This is a genomic window from Bacillus sp. FSL R9-9492 (assembly GCF_038007365.1).
Taxonomy (GTDB): Bacteria; Bacillota; Bacilli; order Bacillales; family Bacillaceae_G; genus Bacillus_A; species Bacillus_A mycoides.
On record NZ_JBBOXC010000001.1, the window covers coordinates 600,852 to 617,354 of the forward strand.

A 16,503-nucleotide genomic window follows, 5' to 3' on the forward strand; every position below is an offset into this window, starting at 1 on the left:
AACGAGGTAGTAATTTTACTTCGTTTCTTTTTTTATCCCGCTATTTGTGGGAGTTGGGCGGCCCGTAGATGCCCGATTGGTGAAGGCTAATAATCAGTGGGGGATGAACAAAACCCCCACTGATTAAAGTTTCACTTTATGAAGATAAAGATAAAGAAATATATAGTAACCGTGTTATGATAAAAGGTGATAATTGAAAAAACTGTATTTTCTTTAAATTCTATCTTTAGCCATGTTAGGGGAATGATTTTGAAATTGAAGAAATTGAAACTACAACCGAGAATTACATTAACTATTAGTACACTTATTCTTGCTGTGCTTCTGTTAACGAGTTATTTATTTTACTACATATTATCTGAAACAGTAGAAGAACAAATTGGAAAAAGGGCGTTGCATGTTGCGAAAACAGTTGCTGCTATACCGGAAATCCAGGAAGCTTTTCAAAAAGAAAATCCAGCTTCTATTATTCAGCCAATTGCAGAAAAAATTCGAATCGAAACAGATGCTGACTTTATTGTAGTTGGAAATAAAGATGGTATTCGTTATGCACATCCTAAGCGAGATAAAATAGGAGAAGCTATGGTGGGCGGAGATAACAAAGGGGTTCTATTAGAAGGGAAATCTTACGTTTCGAAAGCAACGGGATCATTAGGGCCTTCATTACGTGGAAAAGTCCCAATTCGTAATCAGGATAATGAAATTATTGGTGTAGTATCTGTTGGTTTTTCCATGGATGATATTCATGGAGCGATAGAAGTGTATGGAAAGCGTGTGTTTTGGATTACAATAACAGGTCTGTTAATTGGGATAATTGGCTCTGTATATTTAGCTAAAAGTATTAAGCGGATGATGTTTGGAATGGAGCCAGAAGAAATTTCATCTTTATACGAGGAGCATAGTACAGTTATTCAATCTGTACGTGAAGGGATTGTAGTAATCGATAAAAATGGAATGGTTAGTTTAGTAAATCAAGCGGCATACGATATCCTTTCTTTAGATAAACAACAAAATATAATGGGAGAATTTATTTTAGATGTTATTCCTAATTCATCGATACTGGATGTACTTCAAACCGGAGAAGAACAATTTGATCGCCAATTAAATATAAAGGGACAGGATGTTATTGCCAATCGCCTACCTATTAAAGTTAATCATAAAGTAACTGGTGTAGTATCCAGCTTGCGCTTGAAATCTGAGATGGATCAATTAACAGCGGAATTATCTCAAACACGGCAGTATACAGAGGCATTGCGGGCGCAAACGCACGAATATAACAACTTATTGTATACGCTTTCAGGTCTTATTCAATTAGAGTCTTATGAAGATGCTTTAGAGCTTATTCATAAGGAAACGGCAGTATATCAAGAGTTCGTTCAATTTATTATGAAACGAATTCAAAATCCATGGTTAGGTGGGATTTTAATTGGATTTTATAATAGGGCGCGAGAGTTGAAGATTGATTTTATGTTAGATCGGGAAAGTAGTTTAGAAGAGTTAAGTCCGCATATTGAGAGTAATTACGTTGTTTCTATTTTAGGGAATTTGATCACGAATGCATTTGAAGCAATTGAAAGAAATCAAGATCATGATAAGAAAGTAAGAATGTTTGTAACAGATATTGGGGAAGAAATATTAATTGAAGTAGAAGATTCAGGACAAGGTGTTCATGATGAAATAATTACAAGCATATTCTATAAAGGTTTTTCGACGAAAGTGGGCGAAAAACGTGGATATGGATTAGCGAAAGTGAAAGAGTTAGTGGAAGATTTAAATGGAAGTATTGCGATTGAAAAAGGGGATTTAGGTGGTGCTTTATTTATCATTGCATTACCGAAAGAGAGAGGCGAATTGTAATGAATGAGGGGATTGAAGTATTGATTGTAGAAGATGATATTCGGATTGCGGAAATTCATCGTCGTTTTACTGAAAAAATTGAGGGGTTTAAAGTAATTGGAACAGCAACGACTGGGGAACAGGCGAAAGAATGGTTAGAGTTTGTAAAGCCACAACTCGTTTTATTAGATGTATATTTACCTGACATGCAAGGGACTGAACTCGTCACATATATTAGGCATAATTTGCATGATACAGATATTATTATGATTACAGCCGCATCAGAGACGGATGTAGTGCGACATGCTTTAAGAGGCGGAGTAACAGATTATATTGTAAAGCCACTTACATTTGATCGGTTTAAAACAAGTTTAGAAAGTTATCAAAAGAAGATTACGAAGTTAAAGAAAAATGCTCAATTATCTTCAGAACAGATTGAACATCTATGGTCCCAAAGAGGGGTGCAGGCAAATCCAATAGAATATGCGCCAAAAGGAATCGATCCTTTAACGTTAGCAAAAATAAAAAAGCATATGCTAACTATTAATGAAGAGGGAATTACTGCAGAGATACTAAGTTCAATGGTAGGTGTAAGCCGATCAACTGCTAGGCGCTATTTAGAGTATTTGATCTCTGGAAAGAAAGTGCATGCGGAGCTCATATATGGAAGTGTGGGAAGGCCAGAAAGAAGGTATTTCCGCGTTTCTTCATAGGGGATTTTTACAACAATAAAAACAGTAGAGGATTATTACATTTCCTCTACTGTTTTTTCTAGTTTCATCTTATATTGGAATAATTCCAATTACAATTCCAGTAATCAACATAACCATTGTCGTTCCAACAGCCCAAAGTAAAGTGAATCGTTGGTGTTCACCAAAATCAACCTTGGCCATTCCGACTAATAAATAAGTGGAAGCCACGAGGGGACTCAGTAAGTGAACAGGTTGACCGAGTAACGAAGCACGTCCCATTTCTGCTGCACTAATTCCGTAAGCGGCAGCAGCTTTCGTTAAAATAGGTAATACACCGAAGTAAAAGGCATCATTAGACATGAAAAATGTGAACGGCATACTTAGTAAAGCTGTAATAATTGGAAGTTGGGGGCCAAGTGCATCTGGTATAAGAGTAACAACACTTTGAGCCATTGCATCTACCATTTTTGTTCCAGATAGAATACCTGTGAAAATTCCAGCAGCAAAGACGAGAGAAACAACCGCTAATACGTTTCCAGCGTGAGACGCAATACGCTCTTTTTGCTGTTCTAAGTTAGGATAGTTAATCATAACAGCAATAGCAAAAGCGACTGTAAATAGAACAGGTAGCGGCATAACTTCTAGTATGAGACAGACAAGTAATGTAGCGGTCAATAAAAAGTTAATCCATAGCAGTTTAGGGCGTTTATGCACGGCAGCTTCAACTGTCGCAGCTTGCTCATCCATTGTTTGCATTTGTTTTAAATATTGTACATCCATAATTCCTAAACGTTTTCTTTCTTTTTTTCCAAGATAATAGGCAACGAAAACTACCCAAATTGCACCAGCAATCATTCCTGGTATAAGTGGTGTGAAGAGCTCTGATGCATCAAGTCCAAGAGCACTCATAACCCGAGCAGTTGGTCCACCCCAAGGTGTAAGATTTGTAACACCTGCTCCTAACATAACAACCCCAGCTAATATAAGTGGATTCATTCCAAGACGTTTATATAGTGGATACATTGCGGAAACTGTAATCATATATGTTGTTGTTCCGTCCCCATCTAATGAAACGATAATAGTAAGAATAGCTGTACCAACAACAATTTTTAAAGGATCACCTTTTACAAATTTTAAAATTTTACTAATAACAGGATCAAATAAACCGCTATCAATCATAATTCCGAAATATAAAATGGCGAACATAAGCATAATACCAGTAGGTGCTAGCTTTTGAATTCCTTCTAACATCATCGGGCCCATATTGGCATAAAAGCCACCAATTAATGCGAAAATAATTGGAACTAATATTAATGCTACTAGTGCAGACATACGTTTCGTCATAATCAAAAACATAAAGACAAATACCATTGTAAATCCGAGTAATGCTACCATGTAATCTCCCCCTCAAAAAATGATTACGCTTTCAAAATAAAATAAAAATTCAGATAAAAGGTTTTTTGTTTATAATAAAAGGTTCAATTGGAATGGTAAATAATTTGAAAAATAACATCATTAGAAGCATAATCTTTATTTTGATCATTTTGTTCACAGGGTAATTTTGAATTTTTAAAAAGATAAATGCCTTCGTACAAGAATGATAGAATAAGATGGAAATAGCGAAGCGTGAAGTAGGGAGTAGATTTTGAATGCAAACAAGAATAGAAGAAATTTATAGTTCGTGTAAAGGAAAAGTAGAGGAGATTTTTATTAATGAATCCTCTTACGTATATGAATGGGAAAAGTTAATGATGATCCGAAAAAATGACGGTGAGATTGAAGAAATCGTAGTAGGGATCAGTGGAAATATAAGATTAGTAAATGTAGAAGTTGGACAGGAAATTGATACGGATACATTATTAGTTAAGTTAGAAGATGATTTATTAATTACCGGTTGTGAATGATGAGAGATGTGTAGAAGTAACTGCACATCTCTTTTTTGTTCCATATATTACAAAAAGAACATTGTTTTTTCACAAATCTCACACAACCTTTTGGTATTCTTTTCGTGGAGTATACGGTTTCTAGGGAGGAATATTGATGAAAGTAAAATATGTCGTACTTGCTATATGTTTATGTTTCATATTTACGATAGTAGGATGTGGGAAAAAAGAACTAACAGCTGTTGCGATTAATGAGAAAAATGATAAGTGTGACATTTGCCAAATTGGGGTAATCGATAATCAATTCGCAACCGAAATTATTTTAGAAAATGGAAAAGCATTAAAGTTTGATGATATTGGTTGCATGTATAAATGGATGGAGATCAATTCAGGTGAAAAGACGAAAGAAAAATTTGTTCGAGATTATGATTCGAAAGATTGGGTTTCGTTGGAAGATGCTACTTACGTATATGATAAAACAATAACGACACCGATGGCTTATAATGTCATTTCATTTAAAAATAAAAAAGATGCAGAGAGTTTTGTATCTAACTATAAGGGGAAAGTTCTTTCGTATAAAGAGCTATCAGAGCATAAATGGGAAATGAATAAAGAGATGATGGGGAAACCGAAAACAGGGAATCACGGTGGGCATCATTAATAATAGAAAAAGACAACTATATAGTTGTCTTTTTCTATTATTACTCAGGTGCAAATATAGAAAAGGTGTAAAAATTTTAGAAGAACGGTTACAATGGAATATAGTAACCTAAAGCAATCATTTATGTACTTTTTAGAAATATATACAAATGCGGTAAAAACGTGCTAAACTAATTGCTTCATAATGTTAATGATGAGGCCATCAGGCGTATCATTCCAATAGGTTGAGAAACATAGTATAAGTTTAAGATAATCCGATTAAAGAAGGAATCTAAAGGGCTTATGGATAAATGTACTCAAGAAGAGTTATTGTATGTGATGGAGGAATGGTTAAGAAAACATTATCTTTCATAGGAGCTGTAGTTGTGAGAAAACAAAAAATTTTATTATGTATGTTATTAGGACTTTTAATGACGGTAGTGGCTTGCGATAAGCAAGAGGAGCCAGAATCAAAACCGGTTCATGTGAAAAACGAAAAGAAAAAAGAAAAGCATAAAGAACAGGAAGAATCTAAAGAAGAAAAAAGTATAAATTTAATGGACAAACAGTTGCTACTTTCTGCGACGCTTGGAGACACAGAAACAGCTATGAAGCTGATCCAAGATGGAGCGAATATCAATGTAGAAGGTGACAACGGAGAAACGCCTGTCCTTGCAGCGACGTATCAAAATCATGTAGAGACAGTTAAAGCATTAATTGATGCGGGTGCTGATATTGAAATTCAAGACGAAAAACAAAGCAATCCATTTCTTTATGCAAGTAGAGAAGGATATACGGATATTGTAAAAGTATTAATTAATGCAGGAGTTAATACGAAGGAAACGACTAAGTCAGGTGGAACAGCACTTATTTCTGCATCTGAGCGTGGCCATGTAGAGGTTGTTAAAGAATTATTGGAGCATACAGATATTGATGTGAATTATAAGAATGAACGTGGTGGAACAGCTTTATTAGAAGCAATTGTATTAGGAAATGGTAGTGAAAGTCATAAGAAAGTAATTCAAATGCTTATTGACCACGGGGCAGATGTAAATATGGCCAATAAGGAAAATATTACGCCGCTGCAATATGCTGAAAAAAGAGGTTTTAAAGATATTGCGAATATGTTGAGGATAGCTGGAGCGAATGAAGTCGTACAGCCGCAACCACAACTGGCGGAATAACAAGCTGAAGAAATAAAAAGCACGAAATAATCCCATTTAGATAGACAGAATGAAGAAGTCATTTTAGTATGATGGATTCAGTAATGTGTATTTGAATGGGATTTTTGTTTTGGGCATGAAAAATAGATTATGAATGGTATATGGAGTAACTAAGGAGGATATAAATGAGGCTCTCAGAACTTAATTTAATAGCAATTCAGGTAGAGGTTTTATTTGTTCATAATCAAGTAGGAAAAATGAAATATGTAAATGAACAAGGAAATCCGAAAGCACCACGCTTTTTTCTTGGCAGAACTCGTGAAGGGAGTATAACGAAATATCATTGTGATCTGGATGATGAAACGGTAGGTAAGATTGAGAAATTAATTCGAGAACCTTCAAATCATATAGAGATAGCAAAGATCATTGATGTATTAAATGAAGAAAGAACAGTGAAAAATATTTGGATGGGCCCTGCTTTCATGTTCTCTAATAATTTACATAAGCCAACTAGAACAATACAGATAACAGAGAAGAATAAAGAGCTTTTGCGAGAAAATTTTCCTAATCTAATAGAACAGATGGAATGGAGGCAACCTTACTTTGCAATTGTAAAAAATGAAAAGGTAGTTTCTATATGTTGCAGTGCCAGAAGTACGCCCGTAGCTGCTGAGGCAAGTGTGGAAACTTTAGTGGAGTTTCAAGGGAATGGATATGGTGCTGATGTCGTTACAGCCTGGGCACTATCAATACAAGAGGAAAAGCGCATTCCGCTTTATAGTACTTCTTGGGATAACTTTGCTTCGCAAGCAGTGGCGAGAAAACTAAAACTCATTAACTATGGAATGAATTTACATATTGATTGAATTTTAAACATTGTTGTGTTCTGTTGGGGTTTATTCGTATATCTAGATTATTGTAAAAGTAATATGGTGAATATTAACATTCGATTAACATCTAATTAACAATTTATCAAAACTGACTTAATAAATGCGTAATATAGTAAAGGTAACAAAATAACTAGGGTAGAGAACATTTGAGAACACCCGCTTACATATAACGTGCCGCTTTCTTAAGTGTGCTCTATTCCCTAGAGTTCAAATAAGGAGAAAGGTGTTCTATGTAAGTAGGTGTTTTTAGTTTGGATAAAAATAGAAAAGCTAGGTGGAATAAATGTTTAAAGAACCTTATATTGCGATGATAAAGGATTGGAAAGGGTACAAAACATACAAAAAATTACCGAAAACAGTTTTTCTTATGACTGGTTCAATGCTGGAGTTACCAGAGCGTGTATATGAACTACAGAAACATGGACACGATGTATTTCTTCATTGTGATTTTATACAAGGCTTAAATACGAACACAGAGGAAGCACTTTTATATATTCAAGATGTTATCGGAGCACAAGGTATTATTTCGACAAAGGGATCGACAATTCGAAATGCCAATAAAATTGGATTGAAAACGATTCAACGCATTTTTATTGTTGATACTTTATCTCTTACAAAATCAATTGAAAATTGTAAAACGACTAAACCGAATGCAGTAGAGATTATGCCTGGCATTATGCCTTCTATTATTAAACAGCTAGCGGAGGAAATAAAATTCCCTATTATTGCAGGTGGGCTGATTCAAACGCGAGAGGATGCAGAAATCGCAATTCGTGCAGGAGCAAGTGCAATTTCAACGAGTCATTATGAAGTGTGGATACAAGAAGAAAAAAGGAGTGCAACCTTGTGATTGAATTGAAAAATGTTTCAAAGGTATATAAAAATGCGGAAGAGACAGCAGTTAAAGACGTATCAGTTCATATTAAAAGAGGAGAATTTTTTGTTTTAGTTGGACCTTCGGGATGTGGAAAAAGTACATTATTACGAATGCTGGCTGGTTTAGAAGAAATTTCTTCGGGAGATTTAATTATTAATGAACATGTTGCAAATGATTTAGAGCCGAAAGACCGTAATCTATCAATGGTATTTCAAAATTATGCATTATATCCACACCTAACTGTAGAAGAAAATATTTTATTTGGACTTAAGGTAAGGAAGGTACAAAAAGAAGAGCGACAAAAGCGATTAATGGAAGCTATTGAAATGGTAGGACTGAAAGAGTATGTGAAAATGAAACCGGGCCAATTATCAGGCGGGCAAAGACAGCGTGTTGCACTTGCTAGGGCCATCGTCAGTCAAGCACCGATTTGTTTAATGGATGAACCACTTTCGAATTTAGATGCGAAATTACGTGCACAGATGAGGATTGAAATTAGAGAAATTCAGCAACGATTAGGAATTACGATGATTTACGTTACTCACGATCAAATAGAAGCAATGACTATGGGAGATCGTATTATGGTTTTAAATAAAGGAAGTATACAACAAGTTGGAACACCGCTTGATATATATAACGAACCAGCAAACGAATTTGTTGCAAGTTTTATAGGTTCTCCTTCTATGAATATAAATGATGGGGAAGTGGATAAAGAAAAAGGCATATTACATATAGGGCAATTGCAAATCCCATTATCTATTGGACAGCTAAAGCAATTACCAGAAGGAACTATTCGAATAGGTATGCGTCCTGAGCATATTGCACTGTCTGAGGAAGGACAAGAAGTGACGCTGCAATCTGTAGAAGTATTAGGGAATGAATCTATATTAAACTTTGCGGTAAATGGAACAACTTGGAGTGCGAAAGTCATCGGACAGTTACTCCTGAACAAAGGTGACAAAGTAAAATTATTATTCTCGCAAGAAAAACTATGCTTCTTTCATCAAAATAAGAATGAACGATTAAAAGTGGTGGCGAAATAATGATTGAAGTAGGTAAGTTACCAGTTCAAACAACAGTGTCAAAAAAGAAGAGTTTATGGGACAGAACGAAAGATTTAAGAATAGGATTATTGTTTTTGGCGCCATCTATTTTGTTATTTTCAATTTTTCTTTTCTATCCATTGTTTAGGACGATCTACTATAGCTTTTATTTAACAGATATACACGGAGAAGCTAATCTTTTCGTTGGCTTAGAAAATTATCAATATTTATTTTCGGATCCTGCTTTCTACAAAAGTATAAAGTCAACTTTATTATTTGTTTTATATACAGTTCCTACTAGCATTGTATTCGCCTTATTTCTTGCATTACTTGCAAATGAAAAAGTAAGAGGGATCGGATTATTCCGAGTTCTCTTTTCTTCAACGATGGGAATATCAGTAGCTGCTAGTGCAGTGATTTGGCTATTTTTATTTCATCCAAGTGTAGGGTTATTTAATAATATATTAGCCTCTATGAATCTTCCTGCAATCGCATGGTTAACGAGTCCAGAATGGGCACTGTTTTCTGTATCGGTTACAACGGTTTGGGTGAATACAGGATTTGTATTTTTAGTTATATTAGGTGGTTTACAAAATATTGATACGTCTTTATATGAGAGTGCATCTATAGATGGTGCTAGTTATTTATATAAGCTTCGCCGCGTTACATTACCGATGCTATCACCAACTTTATTTTTTATCGTGACAGTAACGTTAATTAGTGCATTCCAAAGCTTTGGACAAATTGATATTTTAACGCACGGTGGACCGAATGATGCAACGAATTTAATTGTGTACTCGATTTATAAAGAGGCATTTGTGAATCATCAATTTGGAACAGCAAGTGCACAAGCGATGGTATTATTTATTTTCATTTTTATTGCTACATTGATTCAATTTAAGTTTGCTGAGAGAAAGGTGCATTATAAATGATCGTTAAACAGTGGAAACAAAATTTCCTATTATACATGCTGCTCATTATTAGTGCAGTAATGGTGTTTTTTCCTGTACTGTATGCGTTTTTAATAAGCTTTATGACACCAGACGATATTCAAATGAGAAGGTTATTTCCAACTCAATTTACTTTTGATAATTTCATTAATATTTTTCAAAAAGTACCTCTTTTTACATACTTATATAACAGTTTAATTGTATCGACAGTTGTTATGCTTGGACAACTTATCGTATCCAGTTTAGCAGCTTATGCTTTTGTTTTTCTTCAGTTTAAAGGTAGAAACTTAATTTTCTTCTTGTTTATTTCAACAATGCTTATTCCGTGGGAAGCAACGATGGTACCGAACTTTTTAACGATTCAAAACTTCGGATGGATTAATAGTTTTGCTGGGATGACGGTGCCGTTTTTTGCAACAGCTTTCGGTATTTTCTTACTACGTCAACATTTTATGACACTTCCGAATGAACTGAAAGAAGCTGCTTTTATTGAAGGGATTGGAAATGTAAGGTTTTTATTCAGTGTTGTAATTCCGTATTGTAAAACGAGTTTTATTACGCTTGGAGTATACAGCTTTTTAACAACGTGGAATATGTATTTGTGGCCGCTCTTAGTAACCACTGATGAAAAAGTAAGAACGGTTCAAATTGGTGTAAAGCAGCTTCAATCTCAAGAAGTTGCAACTGATTGGGGCAGTGTAATGGCGGGTGTTACGGTTATCGTCATTCCAACATTGATTTTACTATTTTTAGGGCAAAAGCAATTACAAAAAGGATTAACAAAAGGTGCAATTAAATAAGCATACATAGGAAAAGGTGGGATTGAGATGAGTTTATTGAAAAAAAGTGCTGCTCTTTTAATGGCAGCCACAATGGCATTAACCGGCGCAGCTTGTTCAAATAGTAAAACAGAGGGGAAACCTGAAGCACAGGCAAAAGTAGCTCCAGTTGAAAAGAATGGTGATAAAACTGTAATTCGTTTCTGGCATGCAATGGGTGGAAAAACACAAGGTGTACTAGATGGGCTTGTTGCAGACTATAATAAGTCGCAGAATAAATACGAGATAAAGGCAGAGTTCCAAGGAACATACGAAGAGTCTTTAACGAAATTTAAAACGATGTCTGCAACGAAAGAAGCGCCAGCTCTTGTTCAATCGAGTGAAATTACAACGAAGTATATGATTGATAGCAAAAAGATTACGCCTATCGATAGCTGGATTAAAAAAGATAAGTACGATACATCAAAATTAGAAAAAGCAATTACGAACTATTATTCAGTTGATGAAAAAATGTATTCTATGCCGTTTAATTCATCTACACCAGTATTAATTTATAATAAGGATGCTTTCGCGAAGGCTGGATTAGATCCAGAGAAAGCTCCGCAAACATATGATGAGTTAAAAGAAGCGGCGAAAAAGTTAACGATTAAAGAAGGCGGAAATGTAAAGCAGTATGGATTTTCAATGCTGAATTATGGTTGGTTCTTTGAAGAGTTGTTAGCGACACAAGGTGCTTTATATGTAGACAACGAAAACGGCCGTAAAGATGCTGCAAAGAAAGCGGTATTTAACGGAAAAGAAGGTCAAAAAGTATTTGGGATGTTAGATGAATTAAATAAAGCTGGTGCACTTGGAAAGTATGGAGCAAGTTGGGATGATATTCGTGCTGCGTTCCAGTCTGGACAAGTGGCTATGTATTTAGATTCTTCAGCTGGTGTTCGTGATTTAATTGATGCATCTAAGTTTAATGTAGGCGTTTCGTATATTCCGTATCCAGAAGATTCGAAACAAAATGGTGTTGTTATTGGTGGTGCATCATTATGGATGACGAATATGGTTTCAGAAGAAACGCAGCAAGGTGCTTGGGACTTTATGAAATATTTAACGAAGCCAGATGTACAAGCAAAATGGCATACTGCAACAGGATATTTCTCAATTAATCCAGATGCATATAATGAGCCGTTAGTAAAAGAGCAGTATGAAAAGTATCCGCAGTTAAAAGTAACGGTAGAGCAATTACAAGCAACGAAGCAATCTCCAGCAACTCAAGGGGCATTAATTAGTGTATTCCCAGAATCAAGAGATGCAGTTGTAAAAGCATTAGAAGCAATGTATGACGGAAAGAATAGTAAAGAAGCTTTAGATGAAGCTGCAAAAGCAACAGATAGAGCAATTAGTATTTCAGCTCGTACGAGTCAAAAATAAGAGAAAGCCGCATCCTTTTTCAGGATGCGGCTTTCTTTATTGGGAGATAAGGGATCAAAGAAATGATGAAGTCTTATCTCGTTTATATGAGTAAAGGGTCTAGAATGAATTTTGTCTTTTTCATTATTTGTTTAACTCCATTGCAACTTGTTTCCCATTTACAAAAACCTCTGCCACCGCTACTACAACTTCCATCACTTTTTTCATATCTCATCTCTCCTTGTTTTTTGTTTCATTTCTTACTTTTAGTATAAGGAAATGCAGTAATTGCAACCATCGAATTGGATGACAAGAGACTTACATTGTTGTAAGGATAATAGTTTTATTTGTAATAAATGCTATTTCGGATTGTGATTCAGAAATTTCTGTCGTTTTAATCTATAATTAGAAAGAGAATGGTTTAGAAAGAAGGGGAAGAAATGAAGAGAATACTTGTTATTAGTGATATTCATGGAGAAATAGAAAAGTTCGAACAGTTATTGGAAGAAGCTCAATACGATGCAAGACAGGATCAATTGATTTTATTAGGGGATTATGTAGATCGTGGTCCAAATGCGCGTGCAGTAATTGAAAAGGTAAAAGAGTTAAAAGAAGCGGGAGCCCTCGTTCTAAAGGGCAATCATGAAGATATGATGATCAAGGCGTTAACGACTGATGAGGAACGTTCATGGAACCATTGGGTAAAAAGGAATGGTGGAGATAAAACGTTATATAGCTATGGATTTGTAGAAGAAGACATTGCGGTTAATGAGGAAAACTTCCAAAAACCGATTTTACAATCTCATATATTAGAGGAACATGTAACGTTTATTCAAGAATTAGATCATTACATTGAAACAGAAGAGTATATCTTTGTACATGCTGGTGTTGAGCCGATGAACCGAGTTTCTGAATCTGAACCATATACGTTAATGTGGATCCGTAATGAATTTCATAATGGATATAGCGGCGAAAAGGTTGTTGTATTTGGCCATACGGAAACAAAAACGCTTCATGGTAGTGAGAATTGCGGAGTGTATTTTGGTAGTAATCGTATTATTGGAATTGATGGCGGTGCGGTTTATGGTGGTCAGTTAAATTGTTTAGAATTGCCGAGTAAAAAGGTGTATGTAGTAAAAAATTGAAAGAGATAAGGGTAATCTTATTTCTTTCAATTTTTTATTAAGCAAAATTTAAGAAAGAGCCTTTATAATAAAGGTTCAAAATTTTATATCGAGCAAAACTTTAGAAGGAAATAGTTGAAAATGAAATTACATAATATGATTACATTATTTCGTTATGAAGAGAAGAGATGCAATAATAAAGAGAGTTGAAATAGATTGTGGAAGGTGAGAATATGCGCTTACTTGTAGTAGAAGATAACGCCTCGTTATTAGAGTCTATCGTACAAATTTTACGTGATGAATTTGAAGTGGATACGGCAATGAATGGGGAAGACGGCTTGTTTTTGGCGCTGCAAAACATTTATGATGCAATTTTGCTTGATGTGATGATGCCAGAAATGGACGGATTTGAAGTGATTCAAAAAATACGTGATGAAAAGATTGAAACGCCAGTCCTGTTTTTGACAGCAAGAGATTCTTTAGAAGATCGAGTGAAAGGATTGGACTTTGGTGGAGATGATTATATTGTTAAACCGTTTCAGGCCCCTGAATTAAAAGCGAGAATTCGTGCATTACTACGCAGAAGTGGTAGTTTAACAACACAGCAGACCATTCGCTATAAAGGGATTGAATTGTTCGGAAAAGATAAAGACATTCAAGTAGATGGACAAGGTATTAAGCTGACATTAAAACAATACGAGCTACTAGAGTATCTCATTCAAAATAGCGGGAAGATTTTAATGCGTGAACAAATTTTTGATCGTGTTTGGGGATTTGATTCTGATACGACAGTAGCAATTGTAGAAGTGTATGTACATCATTTACGTAAAAAATTAGAACCATTCGGTTATCAGAAAGATATTCAAACCGTTCGTGGTATTGGATATATATTAAAAGAACAATGAGAAAGGGAAGCATGTTTCAAAAGACACGTATTCGTCTAACTATATTGAATTCGTTAGTATTTATCCTATTAATAGGTGTATTAGGTAGTATTATTTATTCGTACACATACAAGCGTACTTATAATGAAGTGGATCAATCTATAAAAATGATAACTCAGTATAGAGAAAAATTTGATGTTAAAATGCCACCACCAAGAAAACGTATAGAGAATATCAAAATTCGAGACCCACGGATAACTATAATAACTTGGAATGGAAAAATAGTGGAGATAGAAGGCGATAACCATAAATTTCGCTCTAACTTTGAAGGGGATTTGGAAAAGTTTTCTCCAAAAAAGGTAGGGGATTTGCAAGATATTGAAGTGCAAGGACGATATTTTAGAACGTTTGCGTTTCAAGAAGATGGAAAAATAGTTCAAATTGTACGTGATACAACAGCTGAAGAAGAAATGCTAAATACTTTATTTTTAATTCTCATAATAGGTTGTAGCATAGGAAGTCTATGTGCAATAGGTATCGGTTTTTTCCTAGCTGGCAGGGCACTCATACCTATTCAAAATTCATGGGAGAAACAGCAGCAATTCGTTTCCGATGCATCACATGAATTAAGAACACCGCTTGCAGTTATTCAATCAAAAACGGATGTATTATTCCAGTCCCCATCCGCTACGATAGAAGAAAAAGCCGTGGATATCTCTACAATTTCAAAAGAATGTAGGCGGCTATCGAAACTCGTTAGCAATTTATTGTTGTTAGCACGTTCGGATTCTAATCAAATTGAGATGGATAAGAAAACATTTGAACTGGATAAGTTGTTAGAAGAAATTATAAATCCATATAAAGAAATTGCCTCTTATCAAGAAAAAGCGATGATATTAAAAGTAGAACGTGATATAACGTTTATGGGTGATAGAGAGAGAATCCATCAAATGATGGTCATATTGTTAGATAATGCGATGAAGTATACGAATGAAGATGGGCATATTCAAATTGATTGCACACAAACGAGTAATTCAATTTGTATACGGGTGAAAGATAATGGGATAGGAGTTAAAGAAGAAGATATTCCAAATTTATTTGATCGTTTTTATCAAGGAGACAAAGCAAGAAGTATGTCAGAAGGAGCTGGGTTAGGTCTTTCAATCGCTAATTGGATTGTAGAAAAGCATTATGGAAAAATATCGGTAGAGAGCAAATGGGGAGAAGGAACTTGTTTTGAAGTGATTTTCCCAAAAAATCAAAGATTATAAGTGAGAAGACGACCTTGTTTTTACAAGGTCGTCTTTTTAAGGGAAAGTTAAGGAATAACTTGTAGCATGTATTACATAATGGAAACTTGTGATGGAAAGAAAAGATGTAAGGTTTTTTTGAATGAACTGGATAAATCATAAGGTTATTTCTAACAGAGATGAAGTTTATGTATAGTATAAAAAAAATTATGGGAAAGCTGGAAAAAGAAAGCGTGAGAGGGAGGAAGAAGTCTTGAAAAAGAAAATGATGACGGTATTCACTATTGGAGTAATGAGTTTAAGTATATTAGGGGGTGCCTCCCCTTCTGGAATGACAAAAGGAAAGACAGATTACACGCAGCGTAGTAAAGAACAATTAAATGATGGGAAAATACATGCAATGCATACGGAAGAAAAAGCGGAAAAGTTAGGCATTGAAACGGATGGGAAAGAACAAATTACGTTAGAAAAAGAAATTCATGAGACGGAAGTAGGAAGAGAAGCTAATCAATTAGGTATCTCGGCAGAAGGGAAAGATGTTGGAATTCTTTCAGAAGAAATTTATGAAACAAAAGTGAGGAAAGAAGCGTTGAAACTAGGAATATCTATAGAGAATACGTCGATTGTAAGTTTAATTGATCAAATTAATAAGATTAAAATTAATAATGAAGCAGAAAAGCTTGGTGTTTCAACTGAAGGAAAAGAAATAGAAGAGATTGAGGAAGAAATCTACGGAACGAAAGTTAGAGAAGAAGCAGAAAAGCTAGGTATTGCTCAACAAGGAAAAGAGATGGAAGAGTTAGCACAAGAAGTGTACGAACAAAAAGTACAGGAAGAAGCAAAAAAATATCATATTGATTTATATGGCAAAGATATATATCAAGTATTAAGAGAAATAAATGAGCAAAAGGTAATAGAAATAGCAGATGAGCTTGGTATGGATAGAGCGAATTTGAAGATTCAAGATTTAGCGGAGAAGATAAATCTTGAACAACCTGAAAAGGGAAAAGAGCTTAAGTTTGTTCCTATGGTTCAAACAGATGCTGATGAATTTTATTCGTATTTAACGAATTAAAAAGGACGTGAGAGTGA

Annotated in this window: 16 protein-coding genes; 15 read left to right on the top strand and 1 reads right to left on the bottom strand. The window is 34.8% G+C overall.

Annotation, left to right across the window (positions count from 1 at the left end):
• The first annotated feature begins 243 nt into the window (after positions 1 to 243).
• The gene (locus tag MKY70_RS02995) at positions 244 to 1,854 is read left to right on the top strand and encodes a sensor histidine kinase (RefSeq protein ID WP_341023071.1); all 1,611 of its coding nucleotides are present in this window, start codon (positions 244 to 246) and stop codon (positions 1,852 to 1,854) included.
• Complete coding sequence (locus MKY70_RS03000) at positions 1,854 to 2,546, top strand: response regulator (RefSeq protein ID WP_044444439.1); 693 nt, start codon at positions 1,854 to 1,856, stop codon at positions 2,544 to 2,546. The genes MKY70_RS02995 and MKY70_RS03000 overlap by 1 nt, the downstream gene beginning before the upstream one ends.
• 69 nt (positions 2,547 to 2,615) lie before the next feature.
• On the opposite strand, the gene MKY70_RS03005 is transcribed toward MKY70_RS03000, so the two are convergent.
• Positions 2,616 to 3,920, bottom strand: coding sequence for a CitMHS family transporter (locus MKY70_RS03005; protein ID WP_044444440.1), 1,305 nt, complete (start codon positions 3,918 to 3,920; stop codon positions 2,616 to 2,618).
• A 254-nt stretch (positions 3,921 to 4,174) separates the two neighbouring features.
• Between MKY70_RS03005 and MKY70_RS03010 the strand changes: the two genes are divergently transcribed.
• The 13 genes from MKY70_RS03010 (at position 4,175) to MKY70_RS03070 (ending at position 16,486) form a co-directional block, all read left to right on the top strand.
• The gene (locus MKY70_RS03010) at positions 4,175 to 4,429 is read left to right on the top strand and encodes a hypothetical protein (RefSeq protein ID WP_044444441.1); all 255 of its coding nucleotides are present in this window, start codon (positions 4,175 to 4,177) and stop codon (positions 4,427 to 4,429) included.
• A 136-nt stretch (positions 4,430 to 4,565) separates the two neighbouring features.
• Positions 4,566 to 5,069 carry a nitrous oxide reductase accessory protein NosL gene (locus MKY70_RS03015; RefSeq protein ID WP_044444442.1) on the top strand — a complete coding sequence of 168 codons (504 nt, stop codon included), beginning with the start codon at positions 4,566 to 4,568 and terminating at the stop codon, positions 5,067 to 5,069.
• Positions 5,070 to 5,358: 289 nt separating this feature from the next.
• Complete coding sequence (locus tag MKY70_RS03020) at positions 5,359 to 6,231, top strand: ankyrin repeat domain-containing protein (RefSeq protein WP_002029673.1); 873 nt, start codon at positions 5,359 to 5,361, stop codon at positions 6,229 to 6,231.
• A 164-nt stretch (positions 6,232 to 6,395) separates the two neighbouring features.
• Entirely contained in the window at positions 6,396 to 7,076 is a 681-nt protein-coding gene (locus MKY70_RS03025; protein WP_341023080.1) for a GNAT family N-acetyltransferase, read from the top strand.
• 307 nt (positions 7,077 to 7,383) lie between these two features.
• Positions 7,384 to 7,950: a glycerol-3-phosphate responsive antiterminator gene (locus MKY70_RS03030; RefSeq protein WP_002010401.1), complete on the top strand. Its 567-nt coding sequence runs from the start codon at positions 7,384 to 7,386 to the stop codon at positions 7,948 to 7,950.
• A complete protein-coding gene (locus MKY70_RS03035) occupies positions 7,947 to 9,020 on the top strand; it encodes an ABC transporter ATP-binding protein (protein WP_193653263.1) in 1,074 nt (357 codons plus the stop codon). Before MKY70_RS03030 ends, MKY70_RS03035 begins: the two co-directional genes overlap by 4 nt.
• The gene (locus tag MKY70_RS03040) at positions 9,020 to 9,952 is read left to right on the top strand and encodes a carbohydrate ABC transporter permease (protein ID WP_341023084.1); all 933 of its coding nucleotides are present in this window, start codon (positions 9,020 to 9,022) and stop codon (positions 9,950 to 9,952) included. Before MKY70_RS03035 ends, MKY70_RS03040 begins: the two co-directional genes overlap by 1 nt.
• Complete coding sequence (locus MKY70_RS03045) at positions 9,949 to 10,770, top strand: carbohydrate ABC transporter permease (protein ID WP_002125118.1); 822 nt, start codon at positions 9,949 to 9,951, stop codon at positions 10,768 to 10,770. Before MKY70_RS03040 ends, MKY70_RS03045 begins: the two co-directional genes overlap by 4 nt.
• A 27-nt stretch (positions 10,771 to 10,797) precedes the next feature.
• A complete protein-coding gene (locus MKY70_RS03050) occupies positions 10,798 to 12,174 on the top strand; it encodes an ABC transporter substrate-binding protein (RefSeq protein WP_002029681.1) in 1,377 nt (458 codons plus the stop codon).
• Positions 12,175 to 12,593: 419 nt separating this feature from the next.
• Positions 12,594 to 13,298, top strand: a complete 705-nt coding sequence (locus tag MKY70_RS03055; RefSeq protein ID WP_002029682.1) for a metallophosphoesterase family protein — start codon at positions 12,594 to 12,596, stop codon at positions 13,296 to 13,298.
• 212 nt (positions 13,299 to 13,510) lie between these two features.
• Entirely contained in the window at positions 13,511 to 14,182 is a 672-nt protein-coding gene (locus MKY70_RS03060) for a response regulator transcription factor (protein ID WP_002091066.1), read from the top strand.
• A gap of 11 nt (positions 14,183 to 14,193) precedes the next feature.
• On the top strand, positions 14,194 to 15,432 hold the full coding sequence (locus MKY70_RS03065; RefSeq protein ID WP_033708775.1) for a sensor histidine kinase: 1,239 nt from the start codon (positions 14,194 to 14,196) through the stop codon (positions 15,430 to 15,432).
• 232 nt (positions 15,433 to 15,664) lie between these two features.
• A complete protein-coding gene (locus MKY70_RS03070) occupies positions 15,665 to 16,486 on the top strand; it encodes a transporter (protein ID WP_088032418.1) in 822 nt (273 codons plus the stop codon).
• Positions 16,487 to 16,503 lie beyond the last annotated feature (17 nt).

Coding starts and splice junctions, on each gene's coding strand:
- MKY70_RS03010 (WP_044444441.1), top strand. CDS start 4,175: ATGCAAACAAGAATAGAAGAAATTTATAGTTCGTGTAAAGGAAAAGTA.
- MKY70_RS02995 (WP_341023071.1), top strand. CDS start 244: ATGATTTTGAAATTGAAGAAATTGAAACTACAACCGAGAATTACATTA.
- MKY70_RS03060 (WP_002091066.1), top strand. CDS start 13,511: ATGCGCTTACTTGTAGTAGAAGATAACGCCTCGTTATTAGAGTCTATC.
- MKY70_RS03025 (WP_341023080.1), top strand. CDS start 6,396: ATGAGGCTCTCAGAACTTAATTTAATAGCAATTCAGGTAGAGGTTTTA.
- MKY70_RS03005 (WP_044444440.1), bottom strand. CDS start 3,920: ATGGTAGCATTACTCGGATTTACAATGGTATTTGTCTTTATGTTTTTG.
- MKY70_RS03045 (WP_002125118.1), top strand. CDS start 9,949: ATGATCGTTAAACAGTGGAAACAAAATTTCCTATTATACATGCTGCTC.
- MKY70_RS03050 (WP_002029681.1), top strand. CDS start 10,798: ATGAGTTTATTGAAAAAAAGTGCTGCTCTTTTAATGGCAGCCACAATG.
- MKY70_RS03055 (WP_002029682.1), top strand. CDS start 12,594: ATGAAGAGAATACTTGTTATTAGTGATATTCATGGAGAAATAGAAAAG.
- MKY70_RS03030 (WP_002010401.1), top strand. CDS start 7,384: ATGTTTAAAGAACCTTATATTGCGATGATAAAGGATTGGAAAGGGTAC.
- MKY70_RS03040 (WP_341023084.1), top strand. CDS start 9,020: ATGATTGAAGTAGGTAAGTTACCAGTTCAAACAACAGTGTCAAAAAAG.
- MKY70_RS03020 (WP_002029673.1), top strand. CDS start 5,359: ATGTACTCAAGAAGAGTTATTGTATGTGATGGAGGAATGGTTAAGAAA.
- MKY70_RS03015 (WP_044444442.1), top strand. CDS start 4,566: ATGAAAGTAAAATATGTCGTACTTGCTATATGTTTATGTTTCATATTT.
- MKY70_RS03065 (WP_033708775.1), top strand. CDS start 14,194: ATGTTTCAAAAGACACGTATTCGTCTAACTATATTGAATTCGTTAGTA.
- MKY70_RS03000 (WP_044444439.1), top strand. CDS start 1,854: ATGAATGAGGGGATTGAAGTATTGATTGTAGAAGATGATATTCGGATT.